Here is a 17,500-nt window from a genome sequence, read left to right on the forward strand (position 1 = left end):
TGACGGTCTCTCCCCACTGAACAGTGCCCGAGTGGAGAGATCACCCCACCCCGGCGCTTCGCGCCGACCCTCCCCTCCAGGGGAGGGTAAGAGATGCGTCGCCTACCGCGGCGCCATGCGGATGGCGCCGTCGAGGCGGATGGTCTCGCCGTTCAGCATCGGGTTCTCGACGATGTGCACGGCGAGCATGCCGTATTCATTGGCATCGCCAAGGCGCGAGGGATGCGGCACCTGGGCGCCGAGGCTCTTGCGCGCCTCTTCATTGAGGCCCATCAGCAGCGGCGTGAAGAACAGGCCGGGCGCGATGGTGTTGACGCGGATCTTCTGGCTGGCGAGGTCGCGCGCGGCCGGCAGCGTCAGGCCGACGACGCCGCCCTTCGACGCCGAATAGGCGATCTGGCCGATCTGGCCCTCGTAGGCGGCAACCGAGGCCGTGTTGATGATGACGCCGCGCTCTTCACCGACGGGCTCGATCGTGACCAGGCGCTCGGCGAACAGCCGCAGGCAATTGAAGGTGCCGATCAGGTTGACGTTGATGATGCGCGCGAACTTTTCGAGCGGGTAGACGCCGTCGCGGCCGACGATGCGCTGCGAGCCGCCGATGCCGGCGCAGTTCATCAGCACGCGGGCAACGCCATGCGCTGCTTCCGCCTTCGCGATCGCCGCCTTGATCTGCTCCTCGCTGGTGACGTCGGCATGGAGCGCGACACCTTTCACCTCGGCCGCAACCTTCTCGGCGTTTTCCTTGCTCTGGTCGATCACGCCGACCTTGGCGCCTTTGGCGGCCATGGCGCGAGCGGTCGCGGCGCCGAGGCCCGAGCCACCGCCGGTGATGAGAACGGCTACGTCTTTCAACTGCATCGCAAATACCTTTCCTTGGGCGTTTCTTCTCTAGACTTGAGAGTTTCGGCCGGGTTATCCGGCCGCGGCAGCTTCCTCGACTTGGGTGAGGATGCCGCCGCAGATCAGCGTTTCCATGTGCTTGATGTATTGCCGGCAGACTTCGTCGGTGACCGGGCCGACGCCGGTCGCGCGAGACATTGCGTGCCGGCCGAAGAACAGGTGATCGCAGGCGCCGATCAGGCTGGTGTAGAACAGCACCGGATCGGTGGCGCGGAATTCGCCGAGGCTGACGCCGTCGGCGAGCAGGCGACGGTGAAAGTCGAGCAGCGGCGCCACGAAGAATTTCGAGACTTCGTCGGCGGCAGCCGTGTTGGTCTCGTGCAAGAGATAGTGGATCAATCGGTTCATATAGGGGAACCGGTAATAGGCGCGGATGATGCCGCCGATATGCAGCTTCAGCTTCGCCGTCGGCGTGATCGGCTGCGCCAGCAGGTATTCGAGATTGGAGAGTTCGGTCGCGGCATTGCGCTCGAGCAGCGCCAGCAAGAGACCGTCCTTGTTGCCGAAATGATATTTCACCAGCGCGGCATTGGCGCCCGACTTCTGCGCGATGTCGGAAAGCGAGATCTCGATCGACGAGCGTTCGATCATCAGCTCGCTCGCGGCCACGAGCAATTTCTCTGCCGTGGAATTTTTGCCGCTGGGGAGCTTGGTCGGTACGCTGGTAGCCACGGAGATCCCTGAATGCCCTTCGAGAGGCGCGCAGATAAGCGCAAGCAGCGCCTCATCACAAGAGTTAATTGATCGATTGACTAAACGATCACGCACCCCTTAAATCCGCCCCCGACAACCGACCCAATCAAGAATTCAGGGAGAACCGACATGGCCGAGGCTTACATCGTCGCCGCTGCGCGCACCGCGGGCGGGCGCAAGGGGGGCCGCCTCGCCGGCTGGCATCCGGCCGATCTCGCCGCCAAGGTGCTGGACGAGCTGGTCGACCGCACCAAGGTCGATCCCGCCCTGGTCGAGGACGTGATCATGGGCTGCGTGATGCAGGTCGGCGAGCAGTCCAACAACGTCGCGCGCAACGCGGTGATGGCCTCGAAGCTGCCGGAGAGCGTGCCAGGCACCTCGATCGACCGCCAGTGCGGCTCGTCCCAGCAGGCGCTGCATTTCGCCGCGCAAGCGGTGATGTCGGGTGCGATGGACGTCGTGATCGCCGCCGGCGTGGAATCGATGACGCGCGTGCCGATGGGGCTGTCGTCGCAGCTGCCGGCCAAGAACGGGTTTGGCAATTACAAGAGCCCCGGCATCGAGCAGAAATATCCGAACATCGTGTTCAGCCAGTTTACCGGCGCGGAGATGATGGCCGAGAAGTACGGCCTCTCCAAGGACGAGCTCGACGAATACTCCTACAATAGCCATCAGCGCGCGATCGCGGCGACGCAAGCCGGCAACTTCAAGAAGGAGATCGTGCCGCTCGAGATCACCCGCGCCGACGGCAGCAAGGACACCCACCACATCGACGAGGGTATCCGCTTCGATGCCACCATCGAAGGCATCAGGGGCGTCAAGCTGATCGCCGAGAACGGCAAGCTCACCGCGGCGAGCGCCAGCCAGATCTGCGACGGCGCCTCCGGCGTCATGGTGGTGAACGAGCGCGGCCTCAAGCAGCTCGGCGTCAAGCCGCTCGCCCGCATCCACCACATGACCATGACGGGCGGCGATCCCGTGATCATGCTGGATGCGCCGCTGCACGCCACCAAGCGCGCGCTAGAGAAGGCCGGCATGAAGATCGACGACATCGACCTGTTCGAGGTCAACGAGGCCTTTGCCTCGGTGCCGACCGCGTGGCTCAAGACCACCGGCGCCGATCCGCAGCGTCTCAACGTCAACGGCGGCGCGATCGCGCTCGGCCACCCTCTCGGCGGCTCCGGCACCAAGCTGATGACGACGCTGGTCCACGCCTTACACCAGCGCGGCAAGCGCTATGGCCTGCAGACCATGTGCGAAGGCGGCGGCATGGCCAACGTGACGATCGTGGAACGGCTGTAAGAAGAGCAAAAGCGAGTAGTGAGTGGCGAGTAGCGAATGGTGAGTAGGCGAAGAGCAGTTTGCCCTTCTTCCCTATTCGCCATTCGCTACTCGCCATTCGCGTTTTGAGGAACGCCATGACCCATCCCTCCATCCACGCCAAGACCACGCCCGACAAGATCGCCTACCAGATGGCCGGCACCGGCAAGGCGATCACCTATCGCGAGCTCGACGAGCTCTCCAACCAGGGCGCGCATCTGTTCCGCTCGCTTGGCCTCAAGGCCGGCGACCACATCGCGCTGTTGATGGAGAACCGTCTCGCCTTCATGGAGCTGTGCTGGGCCGCGCAACGCAGCGGGCTCTATTACACCGCGATCAGCCGCTATCTGAAGCAGGACGAGATCGACTACATCATCAAGGATTGCGGCGCCAAAGTCGTCATCACCACGCCGAAATGCGCCGATCAGATCAAGGACCTCATCAAGGGCGCGTCGGGCGAGCCGATCTTCTACATGATGGACGAGCCACTGCCGGGCTTCCGTTCTTACGACAAGGAAGCCGCCGCTCAGCCGACGACGCCGATCGGAGACGAGGTCGCGGGCTATGACATGCTGTATTCGTCCGGCACGACCGGCCGGCCCAAGGGCATCAAGAAAGCGTTCGAGGGCAACAGGATCGACGTGCCGAACGCGTTCCTGCGCGTGCTCTGCGCCGACATGTGCGGCATGAATGCCGAGAGCACCTATCTGTCTCCGGCGCCGCTCTATCATGCCGCTCCCTTGCGCTTCAACATGATGGCCATCGTGCTCGGCGGCACCTCCATCATCATGGAGCATTTCGACGCAGAAGAGTTCTTGAAGCTGGTCGAGACATACAAGGTCACGCAGTCGCAGCTGGTGCCGACCATGTTCGTGCGCATGCTGAAGCTGCCGGACGAGGTCCGCACCAAGTACAACGTCTCGACGCTGAAGGGCGCGATCCACGCCGCCGCGCCCTGCCCCATCGACGTCAAGGCCAAGATGATCGAGTGGTGGGGACCGATCCTGATCGAGTACTACGCGGGCTCGGAAGGCAACGGCGTCACCGTCTGCAACTCGCAGCAATGGCTGGAGCATCGCGGCAGCGTCGGCCGCGCCGTGGTCGGCAAGATCAAGATTCTGGACGAGAACGACGAGGAGCAGCCGGTCGGCGAGATCGGCACGGTCTATTTCGCCGATGCGCCGGCCTTCACCTATCACAATGATCCCGAGAAGACGAAGAAGGCCTATAACGCAAAAGGCTGGTCGACGCTCGGCGATGTCGGCTATCTCGATAAGGACGGCTTTCTCTTTCTCACCGACCGCAAGTCCTACATGATCATCTCCGGCGGGGTGAACATCTACCCGCAGGAGACCGAGGACGTGCTGATCACGCATCCTGACGTCGCCGATGTCGCCGTGTTCGGCGTGCCGAACGAGGAGATGGGCGAGGAGGTGAAGGCGGTGGTGCAGCCGCACGACATGAGCCGTGCCGGCAAGGCGCTCGAAGCCGACCTGATCGCCTACTGCAAGACCCGCCTCTCCGCGATCAAATGCCCGCGCTCGGTCGATTTCGAAGCCGAGCTGCCGCGTACGCCCACGGGCAAGCTGGTGAAGCGGCATCTGCGCGACAAATATTGGCCGAAGACGGCCGCGAAGATTTAGGAGAGGTCTCGTGTCCCGGACGCGGTGCAGCGCGCAGCGGTGCGCCGCAGAGCCGGGACCCATGTGGCCGAGACGCTAGGCCCCGGCTCAGCAGTGCAGCACTTCGTGCCGCACTGCGTCCGGGGCATGAAACCTTGAGCGTCAGTCAAACAAACTCGGCGTGTGGTTCACCAGCGCGCCTTCGATCTCCAGCATCTTCAGCTTGGTCACCACGCCGCCATTCGCGGAGAAGCCGCCTGGCTTGTTGCCGGCCGCCAGCACGCGATGGCAGGGCACCACGATCGGGCACGGGTTGCGGCCGAGCGCCTGGCCGACATCGCGCGACAGCTGGACGCCGCCGAGCTGCTTGGCGATATCGCCATAGGTGATGGTCTTGCCCGGCGGAATGGTGCGGGCAATGTCGTAGACGCCGCGGTTGAATTCCGGCACGCCGTCGAGGTCGAGCGGGATGTCGGTGAGGTCGTCAGGCTCGCCCCCGAGCAGTTTGGTAATGCGGTCGATCGCCTCTCGCACCTCCGCGGTCGGCTCGGCTTCGGTCGCCTCGGGGTGGCGCTGGCTGATGCGGGTGCGGATCTTCTGCTCGCCGCCCATCGGCAGTTGCGTGCCGTTGATGCCGCGCGGACCCCAGGCGATGGCGCACAGGCCGATCCTTGTGTCGAAGAGGGCAAAATGCTGGTCGGTCATGACTTGGTTCCTGGCTTGCTTCTCGTGCAGGCCCCCCTCTTTGAACTCCCGCGAAATCTAGGCTTGGAAATAGTTGCGATCCACCCGGTTTCCGGGAATCTTGCACAGGAGTTCCAATCTCGCGAGCCCGGAATGCAAAGCCTTCACGTCAACGGTTACCACATGCCCTATCTCGACCTGGGCGAGGACAGAGGGCGCCCGCCGCTGGTCTGCGTGCACGGCTCGCTCAACGACTTCCGGGTCTGGGGCTGCGTGCTCGGTCCGCTGAGCCAGCGGCACCGGGTGCTCGCGGTCAGCCTGCGGCACTTCTTCCCGGCACGCTGGGACGGCCTCGGTGATACCTATTCGATCGCGCAGCATGTGCAAGACGTCATCGCCTTCATCGAGAAGCTCGACCTCGGCCCGGTCGACCTGATGGGCCATTCCCGGGGCGGGCACATCTGCTTTCGCGCGGCGCAAGCGCGGCCGGATCTGCTGCGGCGGCTGATCCTGGCCGAGCCCGGCGGCGAGCTCGATGCCAGCCTCGATCCCGAATACGTCGGCGGTCCGTCGCCGCTGCTGGCGCGCTTCACCGCCTCGGCCGAGAAGATCGCGGCCGGCGATGTCGACGGCGGCCTCGCCGTCTTCGTCGACACGCTGGAAGGTGCCGGCACCTGGCCGCGGCTGCCGGCGATGGTGAAGCAGAATCTGCGCGACAACGCCATGACGCTGATCGGTCAGGTCCGCGACAATCGCCCGCCCTTCTCCAAGGCGGATGCGCAGTCCATCAAGATGCCGACGCTGTTCATCCTGGGTGCGCGGACCAAAGGCCTGCTGCCCAAGGTGCTGCACGCGCTGGCCGCCCATGTGCCCTACTCCAAGACCGCGATCATCCCGAATGCGACGCATCCGATGTTCGAGCAGGCGCCGCAAAAATACTCCGAAATCGTCCTGGATTTTCTGGCGAGCTGACCATGCAATCATTCCGCGTCAACAACTACGACATGGCCTATCTCGAAGTCGGCGAGGGCCCGCCGCTGGTCTGCGTGCACGGCACGCTTGGAGACTTCCGCACCTGGTACTCCGTGCTCGGTCCGCTATCGAAGAACCATCGCGTGATCTCGGTCAGCCTGCGGCACTTCTTTCCCGAGCATTGGGACGCCGTCGGCGACGACTACAAGATGGCGCAGCATGTCGCCGACACCATCGCGTTCGTCGAGCAGGTCAAGCCTGGACCGGTGGACCTGATGGGCCATTCACGCGGCGGCCACATCGCCTTTCGCGTCGCACAGGCGCGGCCGGATCTGCTGCGCAAGCTGGTGCTGGCCGAGCCGGGCGGCGATCTCGACGCAAGCTTGCCGGTGCCTGACGGTACTCCCGCGTACCCATCACTGGCGACGCGCACAGTGCGGTCGGTCGAGATGATCCGCGCCGGTGACATCGAGGGCGCCCTGCAGAACTTCTACGAAGGCATCGAAGGCGACGGCTCCTGGCGGCGCGTGCCGGCCGCCGCGAAGCAGCAGCTGCGTGACAACGCGCTGACCTTCCTCGGTCAGATCAACGAGCAGCGGCGGCCTTATACGCTCAGCGACGCACAAGCGATCAGGACGCCGACGCTGCTGATCGGTGGCGGCGCGACCACCGGCAGCCTGTCGGTGATGTGGCGTGTGCTGGCCCAGCACATCGCGGGCAGCAGGACGGCGGTGATCCCGAACGCCGGCCACTGGATGTTCGAACAGGCCCCGCTGGAGTTCGGCAAGGTGGTGAACAGGTTTTTGGCGGAGTAGCCGCTCTCTTCCCTCTCCCCGCTTGCGAGGAGAGGGAGCTTGCGGGCGGTGCCCGTCTCACGCCACCTTCCACACACCGATCGGCATCTTGATCGTTGCATTGAGCCGGTTCCAGACGTTGATGGTCGCGATCGCCACGATCAGCGTTGCAAGCTCGCGCTCGTCGAAATGCTTGGCGGCTTCGTTCCAGATCGCATCCGGCACCGGGTCCTCACGATCGGCGAGGCGCGTGACGGCTTCGGTCAGCGCCAGCGCGGCGCGCTCGGCCTCGGTGAAGTAGGGCGCCTCGCGCCAGGCCGACACGGCGAACAGACGCTCGTCGGTCTCGCCCAGCTTGCGTGCGACCTTGGGATGCATGTCGACGCAGACGCTGCAGCCATTGATCTGGCTGGCGCGCAGGTGCACCAATTCCAGGAGCTTTTCCGGCAGGCCCTGCTTGCTCAGATTGCCGAGGGACTGAAGGACATTCATGGCCTCCGGCAGGACCATGACCGGGTGATTCATGCGGGCGTGCATCATTTTCGTCTCCATCTGTCGAATTTCGAAGGTTCCGGTCACATCGGCCGGATTGGCTTCGTCATGGGCATGACGGATCGCGTTGAGGGAATGTGACCGATGACCCAAGAAAATCCTGAAGAAAATTTTCTGACCCACCAGTTCGAGGCCAGCCGGGACCATTTACGTGCCGTGGCCTACCGGATGCTGGGGTCCCGCGCCGAGGTCGACGACGCCGTGCAGGAGGCCTGGCTGCGGGTCAGCCGCTACGACATGTCCGATGTTGCGAACCTGCGCGGCTGGCTCACGACCGTGGTCGCGCGCATCTGCCTCGACATGCTGCGCGCGCGGAAGTCACGCAAGGAGGAGCCGATGGGTCCGCATGTGCCGGAGCCGGCCGACGAGACGCGGGAGCGCGAGGCGGAAATGGCCGATTCCGTCGGCGCAGCACTGCTGGTCGTCTTGGAGACGTTGCAGCCGGCGGAGCGGCTCGCCTTCGTGCTGCACGACATGTTCGCCGTTCCCTTCGAGGAGATCGCGCCGATCGTCGGACGCTCGGTCGATGCTTCGCGGCAGCTGGCGAGCCGGGCGCGGCGCCGTGTGCAAGGCGCGCCGGTGCCGGAGACGGATCTGTCGCGTCAGCGCGGAATCGTCGATGCCTTTCTCAAGGCATCGCGCGAAGGCGATTTCGAGGGCCTGCTCGCCATGCTCGATCCCGACGTCGTGTTCCGCGCCGACGACGCCGCGGTGCGGCTCGGCACGCTGCCCGAGATCCGGGGCGCGGATGCGGTGGCGCAGCTCTACAAGGGGCGCGCCCGCGCAGCGCGGACCGCGCTGGTCGACGGCGAGATCGGCGTCGCCGTCATTCTCGGCGGACAGTTGCGCATCGCGCTCCGCGTCGCCTTCAAAGACGACCGCATCGCGGCGATCGATACCATCGCAGATGCCGAGCAGATCGCAGCGCTGAAGGTGGAGGTGCTCTAAACGCGTCAGTCGGCGTGGCATCGGGCCTCGCGCGATGCTAGGCTCAAGCCAATCGCGCGCAGTGCCGCCGCCGTTCAAGACGCGAAAGGATTCCTCATGACATTCCGCCTCACTCCGCTGTTCGCCCTGTCGATGCTCGGCCTCGCCACCGCTGCGACGGCCGCATTCGCTGCCTCCGACGAGAAGATCAAGGCGGCTGCCGAGCAGGAGAAGGCACCGCTGATCGAGACGCTGCGCGACATGGTGATGATCGAGAGCGGCAGCGGCGATGCCGAGGGCCTGAAGAAGATGGCCGATTTCACCGAAGCTCGGCTGAAGGCGCTGGGCGCCACCATCGAGCGGCGCAAGACCACCGCCGGCACGCGCGCCGACATGGTGATCGCCACCTTCCAGGGCAGCGGCACCCGCAAGCTGATGCTGATCGCGCATATGGATACGGTCTATCAACGCGGCGTGCTGGCGAGCGAGCCGTACCGCGTCGACGGCACGAAGATCTATGGGCCCGGCATCGCCGACGACAAGGGCGGTATCGCGGTGATCCTGCATGCGCTCAAGATCCTGAAGGATGCCGGCTGGCAGGACTATGCCAGGCTCACCGTGTCGCTCAATCCGGACGAGGAGGTCGGATCGATCGGCTCGGGCGAGATCATCTCGGAGCTCGCCGACCAGCACGACGTGGTGCTGTCCTGCGAGCCGACCGCGGCTTCGCCTCCGGCCAGGAACGACGCGCTGCTGCTGGGCGCGAGCGGCACGGCGACCGCGAAGATGGAGGTCAAGGGCCGCGCCTCGCATGCGGGTGCCGCGCCCGATCTCGGTCGCAACGCGCTGATCGAGCTCGCGCACCAATTGCTCCAGACCAAGGACGTCGCCAAGTCGATCCCGGGCACGCAGCTGAACTGGACCACTGCGCAGGCGGGCACGGTGCGCAACCAGATCCCGGAGAAGGCCGAGGCCGGCGCCGATATCCGCCTCACCATTCCAGACGGCATCGCCAAATTGCAGGCGGCGCTCGACGACAAAGCGAAACAGAAGCTCGTGCCCGACACCGAAACCAAGGTGACGATCACGCCGGGCCGTCCGCCCTTCGTCGCCAGCGATCGCGGCCGCGCGCTGGCGCAGGAAGGCCAGGCGATCTATGCCGAGATCGACCGCAAGCTCGACATCACCGAGATCACCGGCGGCGCCACCGACGCCGGCTACGCCAACCGCAGCGGCAAGGCCATCGTGGTCGAGAGCTTCGGCCTCGCCGGCTTCGGCTATCACGCCCGCGACGAGTTCATCGACACGGGCTCGATCGTGCCGCGGCTCTATCTGATGAGCCGGATGCTGATCGAGCAGGGCAAGAAGAAATAAGACGGCGAAAACAACCCCATGCACAGTAGGCGGCGCGAGCAATATCAATAGCTTAGCCGTCCCCTCACAACGAGCGGCACCGTCCTGCGGTACCGCTTGACGCCGGCTGCAACAGCGCGTATTTTTGAATACGGAATTCCGTATTCCCTACCTTCGGAGCTGCCGGCGTGATCCCCCTCGACCCGCTCCCAAACCTGATCGACCAGGTCTATGCCCGGATCCTGGAGGCGATCTCCGACCGGACGCTGCAGCCCGGCCAGCGCATCCGCCAGAACGAGCTTGCCGACAAGCTCGGCGTCTCGCGCCAGCCGGTGTCGCATGCGCTGCATCTGCTGCACCGGCAGGGCCTCGTCGCCGAGAGCGGCAGGCGCGGCTTCGAAGTGACTCAGCTCGATCCTTCACGGATACGCCAGCTCTACGAGGTGCGCGGCGCCATCGACGCGCTGGCTGCCCGGCTCGCCGCAGAGCGCGCAGGCACCGACGCTGCGGGTCGCGCGCGGCTGGAGGCGGCGCTCGTCGCGGGGCGCAGCATCGACCGCAACACTGCGCTCGCCGAGCTGATCGTACTCGACGTCGATTTCCACCGTGCGATCTATCAACTCGCTGGCAACCCCGTGATCGAGGAGACGATCGCGCCGCAATGGCCGCATATGCGCCGCTCGATGGCGACGGTGCTGTCCGAGCTCGACTATCGCGGCAGCGCCTGGGCGGAGCATGCCGGCATCGCCAGGCACATTCTCGCAGGCGATGCGAAGGCCGCCGAGCGCGCCGCGCTGGCGCATGCGCAGACCGCAGGACGGATGACGGAGGAGAGATTGCGCGCGACGGACGAGGTGGCGGCGTAACCGCCGTCATTCCGGGGCGATGCGCAGCATCGAGCCCGGAATCCATCAGGCGGCAAGCGCTGAGGATAAATGGATTCCGGGTTCACGCTTCGCGTGCCCCGGAATGACAACAACAAAACCACAGGAGGACGACCCATGAAACTGTCTCAGGAGCAATTGGAGTTCTTCCACCGCGAGGGCTGGCTGTTCCTGCCCGAGCTGTTCACCCAGGAGGAGGTCGACCTGCTCGCGCGCGAGGCGGTCGGCATCTATGACGCCAACCGGCCGGAGGTTTGGCGCGAGAAGAGCGGCGCGCCGCGCACCGCCTTTGCCGCGCATCTCTACAACGAAGCCTTCGGCATTCTTGGCGCGCATCCGCGCATGATCGAGCCGGTCGAGCAGCTGTTCGGCGAGCCGGTCTACATGCACCAGTTCAAGATCAACGCGAAATCCGCCTTCACCGGCGACGTCTGGCAATGGCACCAGGATTATGGCACCTGGAAGCGCGACGACGGCATGCCGGAGCCGCGGGCAATGAACATCGCGATCTTCCTCGACGAGGTGATGCCGATCAACGGCCCGCTGATGCTGGTGCCGCGCAGCCAGAATGCCGGCGATCTCGAAGCCTCGCACGATCTCGCCACCACGTCCTATCCGCTGTGGACGCTGGACGAGGACACGGTCACGCGTCTGGTCAAGCAGGGCGGCATCGTGGCGCCCACAGGGAAGCCCGGCGGCATGCTGATGTTCCACGGCAATCTCGTGCACGGCTCGGCCGGCAACATCACGCCCTATCCGCGCAAGATCGTGTACCTGACGCTGAACGCGGTCTCGAACTACATCCGCACCCCGACGCGGCCGGACTACATCGCGCATCGCGATTTCGCGCCGATCAAGACGGTGGAGGACGACGCGCTGCTGCGGCTCGCCCGTGCCCCGCGGCAGGCGGCAGAGTAAGATCGGTCTCGTGCCCCGGACGCGGCGCAGCACGTCAGTGATGCGCTGCTGAGCCGGGGCCCATGCCGCAAGGATGGTTTTTCTCTGGGTCCCGGCTCTGCGGAGCAGCGCTGAAGAAGCGCTGCACCGCGTCCGGGACACGATAGTCATACTGGACACCCCATGAACCTCTTCCGCCTCCTCCAGGCCCGCGCATCCGCCGGCAAGCCCGTTCGTGTCGCGCTGATCGGCGCCGGAAAGTTCGGCTCGATGTTTCTGGCGCAAGTGCCGCACACGCCGGGGCTGGAGGTGCCAATCATCGTCGATATCGACCGCGAGCGCGCGCGCGAGGCGTGCCGCACCGTCGGCTGGGACGCAGAGCGCATCGCGGCGACGACATTCACCGATGACGGCGTGCGTGCCATCGCCGGCGGCGCAGTGGACGTGGTGGTGGAGGCGACTGGCAATCCCGCCGTCGGCATCAAGCATGCGCGCGCTGCGATCGCGGCCGGCAAGCACATCGTGATGGTCAATGTCGAGGCCGACGTGCTGGCGGGCCCCCTGCTCGCGGAGGAAGCGCGCAAGGCGGGCGTGGTCTATTCGCTTGCCTATGGCGACCAGCCGGCGCTGACCGCGGAGATGGTCGACTGGGCCCGCGCCACCGGCTTTCGCGTGGTTGCCGCCGGCAAGGGCACGAAATATCTGCCGGCCTATCACGACGTGACGCCTGACGGTGTCTGGCAACATTACGGTCTCACTGCCGGTGAGGCGCAGTCGGCCGGCATGAATCCGCAGATGTTCAATTCCTTCCTCGATGGCACCAAATCGGCGATCGAGATGGCCGCGATCGCCAACGCCTGCGCCCTCGACGTGCCCGCGGACGGCCTGCTGTTTCCGCCCTGCGGCGTCGACGAACTGCCGCACGTCATGCGGCCGCGCTCGCGCGGCGGCGTGCTGGAGCGGGCGGGCGTGGTCGAGGTGGTCTCCTCGCTCGAGCGCGACGGACGGCCGGTGTTTCGCGATCTACGCTGGGGCGTCTATGTCGTGCTGGAGGCGCCGAACGACTATGCGGCCGACTGCTTCAGGCAATATGGCCTCAAAACGGACCACAGCGGACGCTACGCCGCTATGTACAAGCCCTATCATCTGATCGGGCTGGAGCTGAACATCTCGGTGCTGTCGGCCGCGCTGCGGGGCGAACCGACCGGACAGGCCACGGGCTTCCGCGGCGACGTGGCGGCGGTGGCCAAACGCAATTTGCGCGCCGGCGAGATGCTGGATGGCGAAGGCGGCTACACGGTGTGGGGCAAGCTGCTACCGGCGGCCGCGAGCCTGAAGATCGGCGCTTTGCCGATTGGCCTGGCACATCGTCTCAAGCTGAAGCACGACGTCGCGCATGGCCAGATTGTGCGCTGGAGCGACGTGGAATTCGATGCAAACAACGAGACGATCAGGGCAAGGAAGGCGATGGAGACGGCGTTCGCGTAGAGGGATAGAACGTCGCTGCGTCATGGCTTGGCTTGACCCGGCCATTCACGCCTTAGACGTTTGCTCCGTGGATGCCCGGGCCTTCGCCTCGCCGAAACGGCTTCGGCCGCGCAGGCGGGACAAGCCCGGGCAGGACGACCTTTGCGGAAGCACAGCGCGCTGCCTTGCCTCCGACGGTCCCTACGGCAACAGCCGCTCCTCCTTCGCCTGCCGAAACCACTTCCGGAACATGTCTTCCGTGTCCATCATCTCGGTAAAGCCGGCGCGGTTGATCTTCACCGTGGAGACGATCGATGGCGGGCCGGATTCGGTCTGGCCATAGCGCATGCTGTAGTCGGCATATTGGAACGACAGGCCGACGAACTCGGCGAGATCGGGCGATACCAGGTTGTGTTTGCGGCGCAAGGCGTCCCAAGGGGCGACCCAGCTCGGGAATTCCTTGGCGAGCGACATCGGGACCGGTTTGCCGGGCTTCATCTCCAGCGCGTCCGCCACAGCCGGCCAGATGTTTTCCCAGGTGAACACGTCGCCATTGGTGACGTTGAAGGCCTCGTTCTGCGCTGTCCTTGCCTCGCCCGACCAGGCGATCGCGCGGGCGAGGAGATCGACATCGACGGCTTGGCCCACGCGCGGGGCGCCACCAGGAAAATCGAGCGGCCTGCCCTGCTCGCGCGAGATGGCGGCGTAGACGCCGAGCGGGGGGATCAGATCCATGGCGCCACCCATGGCGAGGCCGACGATCAGAACGGGGCGCAGGATGCTCCAGTGCCAGGCCTTGCCTTTTTGAAGTTCTCGCAGAAAGTTTTCCTGGGCCCAATAGAAGTTGGGTTGCTCGTACATTTCGGAGCGGCCCTCGCGCGCGGGCACCGTGAGCGGGCGAACGTGGACGCCATAGGCCTTGGTGCCCTGCAGCAGGGCGACATGCCTGAGCTCGGGCGCCGCCGGCTCGAGCACGCCCATCAGATTGCGCAGCATCACGTCGTTGATCTTGATCTGCTGCTGATCGCGCCAGCCGTCGACGAGCTGCGGCGCCTCATAGAGCGCGGCATAGATCAGGTGCGTGGCGCCCCGCAGCTCGGGCGCGGCGCGGCTGCAATCGGTGACGCTGGTGAGGTCGATGGGCACGTGGCGGGCGCCATAGAGGTTGCGCGGCTTGCGCCGGGACAACGCCACGACGTCGCAAGGCTCCGATGTGCCGAAGTGCCGCAACGCGGCGTTGCCAACGAGGCCGGTCGCTCCGGCCACCACGACTTTCTTGCCCGTCATTGCGAGCCTCCCTTTGTTGTTGCCCAATCCTGTAGCAAATCGCTGACGCTCCCGACTTGTGTCTGGCGCGCATTCGCAGCCGCGAGATGGCGGACGGCTTGATCATCGCGGGGCGAACGGTCATCCTTGCTGACGGAACCGCAACGATCGGAATTCCAGCAAAAAGAGCCCATCAGGGCCGTTCGGAAACGCTAGCAAATCGCAAACAAAAGAACGTCGTTCCTCGACCAAGACAAGACGACAACAAGATCGTTCCCTGCTCGACGCATCGACGCAATGGAAGGGATACGCATGAAACGTCGTGATTTTCTCAAGGTGACAGGCGCGAGCCTGGCTGCAAGCACCGCTGTTGCCGCGCCCGCAATCGCGCAAGGCTCCCCCGAAATCAAGTGGCGCTATGCCACGAGTTGGCCGAAAGCGCTCGACACGCTCTATGGCGGCTGCGAATATTTCTGCAAGCAGGTCGCCGACCTCACGGACAACAAATTCCAGATCCAGCCGTTTGCGGCCGGAGAGATCGTTCCGGGCCTGCAGGTGCTCGACGCCGTCTCCAACGGTACGGTCGAGATGGGCAACACCGCGCTCTACTACTATTGGGGCAAGAATCCCGCGTTTACCTTCGCGACCGCGCTGCCGTTCGGCTTGAACACGCGGCAGCAGATTTCCTGGCTGCTGTGGGGCGGTGGGCAGGATCTCGTCAACGATCTGCTCAAAGAGCACAACGTTTACGGCATCCCCACGGGGTCGACCGGCGCGCAGATGGGCGGCTGGTTCAGGAAGGAGATCAAGTCCGTCGATGATCTGAAGGGCCTGAAGATGCGCATCGGCGGTTTCGCCGGCACGATCCTCTCCAAGCTCGGCAGCGTGCCGCAACAACTCGCCGCCGGCGACATCTATCCGGCGCTGGAGAAGGGCACCATCGACGCCGCCGAATGGGTCGGCCCCTATGACGACGAGAAGCTTGGCTTTGTGAAGGTGGCCAAATACTACTACTACCCCGGCTGGTGGGAAGGCACCAGCCAGGGCCACAACATCATGAACATCGAGAAGTGGAATGCGCTGCCCAAGCATTACAAGGCGGCGATCGATGCGGCATCGCGCGACACCTTCACCTGGATCACCGGGAAATACGATGCGGTGAATGCTCCCGCACTGAAGCGGCTGATCGTAAGCGGCGCACAGGTCAAGGGCTTCCCGCAGGAGGTGCTCGAGGCCTGCTACAATGCGGCCAACGAGATCTACGCAGATCTCTCCAAGTCCAATCCGCATTTCGGCAAGATGCATGCGAGCATGATGGCGTTCAAGAACGACTCGTTGCCTTGGACACAGGTTGCAGAGCTCAGCTACGACAGCTTCATGGCGCGGATGCGCGCCAAGACATGATGCGCTGAAATCTTCCCCGACGAAAGGCGAAGGAGCCCCGGAGGTTGAGCCGACTCCGGGGTTTTCGACGTCTTGCCGGCCGTTTCGCAACGAAATCGGCTGCCGAGCCTAGGCTTCGCAAGTGCGAGGGTGCGACGCCGCTTGATTATCGCGAGCCGACCCGTCATCCTGACGCCATACCGCGATGCGCGGATTTCAAAAAGAGCCCCAAGGGCCTTCGGAAACGCCAAAATCTTTAAAACACCACGTCGATTATCGGCGACGCCAAGACGACACCAAGATCGTTCCCTTGTCGAGGAATCGGCGCATTGGAGGGATACGCATGAAACGTCGTGAATTTCTGAAAGTGACAGGCGCCGGGCTTGCCGCGAGCACAGCCGTCGCTGCGCCGGCCATCGCGCAGTCATCACCCGAAGTGAGGTGGCGCCTTGCGGCGAGCTGGCCCAAGGCGCTCGATACGCTCTATGGCGGTTGCGAATATTTCTGCAAGCGCGTCGCCGAGGCCACCGACAACAAATTCCAGATCCAGCCGTTTGCCGCCGGCGAGATCGTCCCCGGCCTGCAGGTGCTTGACGCCGTGGCCAACGGCACCGTCGAGATGGGCAACACGGCGCTGTATTATTACTGGGGCAAGAACCCCGCCTTCACCTTCGGCACGTCGCTGCCGTTCGGACTGAACACACGCGCGCATATCGCCTGGCTGCATTTCGGCGGCGGCACGGAGATGCTCAACGACCTCCTGAAGGAATACAATTCTGTCGGCATTCCGACCGGCTCGACTGGCGCCCAGATGGGCGGCTGGTTCCGGAAGGAGATCAAGTCGATGGATGATTTCAGGGGATTGAAATTCCGCGTCGGTGGTTTCGCCGGCACGATCATTGCGAAGGTCGGCGGCGTGCCGCAGCAGATCGCGGGCGGCGACATCTATCCGGCGCTGGAGAAGGGCACGATCGATGCGGCCGAATGGGTCGGCCCTTACGACGACGAGAAGCTCGGCTTCGTGAAGGTCGCCAAATATTACTACTATCCGGGATGGTGGGAAGGCACCGGCCAGGGCCATAACATCATGAACCTCGCGAAGTGGAACGCACTGCCGAAGCAGTATCAGGCGGTGATCGAGACGGCGTCGCGCGATACCTTCACCTGGGTCACGGGCAAATACGACTACGTCAATCCGCCGGCGCTCAAGCGCCTGATGGTCGCCGGTGCGATCCTGAAACCGTTCCCGCAGGAAGTGCTCGAGGCCTGCTACAATGCCGCGGGCGAGATCTATGCCGACCTTGCCAAGAACAACCCGCACTTTGCCAAGATGTATTCGAGCCTCACCGCCTACCGCAACGAGACGCTCGCCTGGCAACAGGTGGCGGAGCTGAGCTTCGACAGCTTCATGATGCGGATGCGGACGCGGACGTAGCGCATCGCGCGACGAACGCAGAAACGACGAAAGCCTCGGAGATGTCTCCGGGGCTTTTGCGTTTGTCTGTCCGGCGCAATTCGCTCGTCGTGCTGGACAAACGAGCAGAGCGAGTGCCGACCCCGCTCTCGTAGGGTGGGCAAAGCGAAGCGTGCCCACCGAGCATCTACAGCGATCGGCGGCCGATGGTGGGCACGGCGCGTCACGCCTTTGCCCACCCTACGGAAGCGGACAAGATCTCAGTTCTCGTCGTCGCCGAGCGCGGCGGCCAGCTTGTCGTAATATCTGGCGATGAGATCGATATTACCCTTGTTCTCGATCTGCGGCGCCGGGGTCTTCAGCGCTTCG

General features: G+C 64.6%; 17 protein-coding genes (1 of these 17 running past the window's edge). 11 read left to right on the forward strand and 6 right to left on the reverse strand.

Translation table 11 applies throughout. The features are described 5' to 3' along the window. Nucleotides 1-102: 102 nt before the first annotated feature. Nucleotides 103-861, reverse strand: a complete 759-nt coding sequence (locus tag SE91_RS26955) for an SDR family NAD(P)-dependent oxidoreductase (RefSeq protein ID WP_061849798.1) — start codon at nt 859-861, stop codon at nt 103-105. 54 nt (nt 862-915) lie between these two features. Beyond that, the gene (locus tag SE91_RS26960) at nt 916-1,575 is read right to left on the reverse strand and encodes a TetR family transcriptional regulator (protein WP_193409762.1); all 660 of its coding nucleotides are present in this window, start codon (nt 1,573-1,575) and stop codon (nt 916-918) included. A 150-nt stretch (nt 1,576-1,725) separates the two neighbouring features. Here SE91_RS26960 and SE91_RS26965 point away from each other — a divergent pair, with 150 nt between their 5' ends. Beyond that, on the forward strand, nt 1,726-2,898 hold the full coding sequence (locus SE91_RS26965; protein WP_061849799.1) for an acetyl-CoA C-acetyltransferase: 1,173 nt from the start codon (nt 1,726-1,728) through the stop codon (nt 2,896-2,898). 116 nt (nt 2,899-3,014) lie between these two features. Then, on the forward strand, nt 3,015-4,559 hold the full coding sequence (locus tag SE91_RS26970; protein WP_061849800.1) for an acyl-CoA synthetase: 1,545 nt from the start codon (nt 3,015-3,017) through the stop codon (nt 4,557-4,559). A gap of 141 nt (nt 4,560-4,700) precedes the next feature. Here the strand turns inward: SE91_RS26970 and SE91_RS26975 are convergent, their stop codons facing one another. Further along, a complete protein-coding gene (locus SE91_RS26975) occupies nt 4,701-5,243 on the reverse strand; it encodes a methylated-DNA--[protein]-cysteine S-methyltransferase (protein ID WP_008543543.1) in 543 nt (180 codons plus the stop codon). Between the two features lie 132 nt (nt 5,244-5,375). Between SE91_RS26975 and SE91_RS26980 the strand changes: the two genes are divergently transcribed. After that, entirely contained in the window at nt 5,376-6,194 is an 819-nt protein-coding gene (locus SE91_RS26980; RefSeq protein WP_061849801.1) for an alpha/beta fold hydrolase, read from the forward strand. 2 nt (nt 6,195-6,196) lie between these two features. Beyond that, complete coding sequence (locus SE91_RS26985) at nt 6,197-7,009, forward strand: alpha/beta fold hydrolase (RefSeq protein ID WP_061849802.1); 813 nt, start codon at nt 6,197-6,199, stop codon at nt 7,007-7,009. Nucleotides 7,010-7,066: 57 nt separating this feature from the next. On the opposite strand, the gene SE91_RS26990 is transcribed toward SE91_RS26985, so the two are convergent. Continuing rightward, nucleotides 7,067-7,525: a carboxymuconolactone decarboxylase family protein gene (locus SE91_RS26990; protein ID WP_061851349.1), complete on the reverse strand. Its 459-nt coding sequence runs from the start codon at nt 7,523-7,525 to the stop codon at nt 7,067-7,069. 99 nt (nt 7,526-7,624) lie between these two features. On the opposite strand from SE91_RS26990, the gene SE91_RS26995 reads away from it, so the two are divergent. From SE91_RS26995 to SE91_RS27015, 5 genes are all read left to right on the forward strand, one after another. After that, a complete protein-coding gene (locus SE91_RS26995) occupies nt 7,625-8,488 on the forward strand; it encodes a sigma-70 family RNA polymerase sigma factor (protein ID WP_061849803.1) in 864 nt (287 codons plus the stop codon). A gap of 96 nt (nt 8,489-8,584) precedes the next feature. Next, on the forward strand, nt 8,585-9,841 hold the full coding sequence (locus SE91_RS27000; protein ID WP_061849804.1) for a M20/M25/M40 family metallo-hydrolase: 1,257 nt from the start codon (nt 8,585-8,587) through the stop codon (nt 9,839-9,841). 167 nt (nt 9,842-10,008) lie between these two features. Then, nucleotides 10,009-10,686, forward strand: a complete 678-nt coding sequence (locus tag SE91_RS27005) for a GntR family transcriptional regulator (protein WP_061849805.1) — start codon at nt 10,009-10,011, stop codon at nt 10,684-10,686. 135 nt (nt 10,687-10,821) lie between these two features. Then, a complete protein-coding gene (locus tag SE91_RS27010) occupies nt 10,822-11,622 on the forward strand; it encodes a phytanoyl-CoA dioxygenase family protein (RefSeq protein WP_061849806.1) in 801 nt (266 codons plus the stop codon). 162 nt (nt 11,623-11,784) lie between these two features. After that, complete coding sequence (locus SE91_RS27015; protein WP_061849807.1) at nt 11,785-13,089, forward strand: NAD(P)H-dependent oxidoreductase; 1,305 nt, start codon at nt 11,785-11,787, stop codon at nt 13,087-13,089. Nucleotides 13,090-13,269: 180 nt separating this feature from the next. Here the strand turns inward: SE91_RS27015 and SE91_RS27020 are convergent, their stop codons facing one another. After that, nucleotides 13,270-14,355 carry an SDR family oxidoreductase gene (locus tag SE91_RS27020; protein WP_061849808.1) on the reverse strand — a complete coding sequence of 362 codons (1,086 nt, stop codon included), beginning with the start codon at nt 14,353-14,355 and terminating at the stop codon, nt 13,270-13,272. A gap of 291 nt (nt 14,356-14,646) precedes the next feature. On the opposite strand from SE91_RS27020, the gene SE91_RS27025 reads away from it, so the two are divergent. Next, nucleotides 14,647-15,738, forward strand: a complete 1,092-nt coding sequence (locus tag SE91_RS27025; RefSeq protein WP_008543489.1) for a TRAP transporter substrate-binding protein — start codon at nt 14,647-14,649, stop codon at nt 15,736-15,738. A 322-nt stretch (nt 15,739-16,060) separates the two neighbouring features. Further along, complete coding sequence (locus tag SE91_RS27030) at nt 16,061-17,152, forward strand: TRAP transporter substrate-binding protein (protein ID WP_061849809.1); 1,092 nt, start codon at nt 16,061-16,063, stop codon at nt 17,150-17,152. A 239-nt stretch (nt 17,153-17,391) separates the two neighbouring features. On the opposite strand, the gene SE91_RS27035 is transcribed toward SE91_RS27030, so the two are convergent. Beyond that, nucleotides 17,392-17,500, reverse strand: partial view of a hypothetical protein gene (locus SE91_RS27035; protein WP_060734761.1) — the 3' end only. The gene runs 488 nt beyond the window's last position; the window shows 109 of its 597 coding nt (coding positions 489-597); the start codon falls outside the window, past its right edge; its stop codon occupies nt 17,392-17,394.

Origin of the sequence: Bradyrhizobium sp. DOA1 (genome assembly GCF_001593325.1) — a bacterium.
Taxonomy (GTDB): Bacteria; Pseudomonadota; Alphaproteobacteria; order Rhizobiales; family Xanthobacteraceae; genus Bradyrhizobium.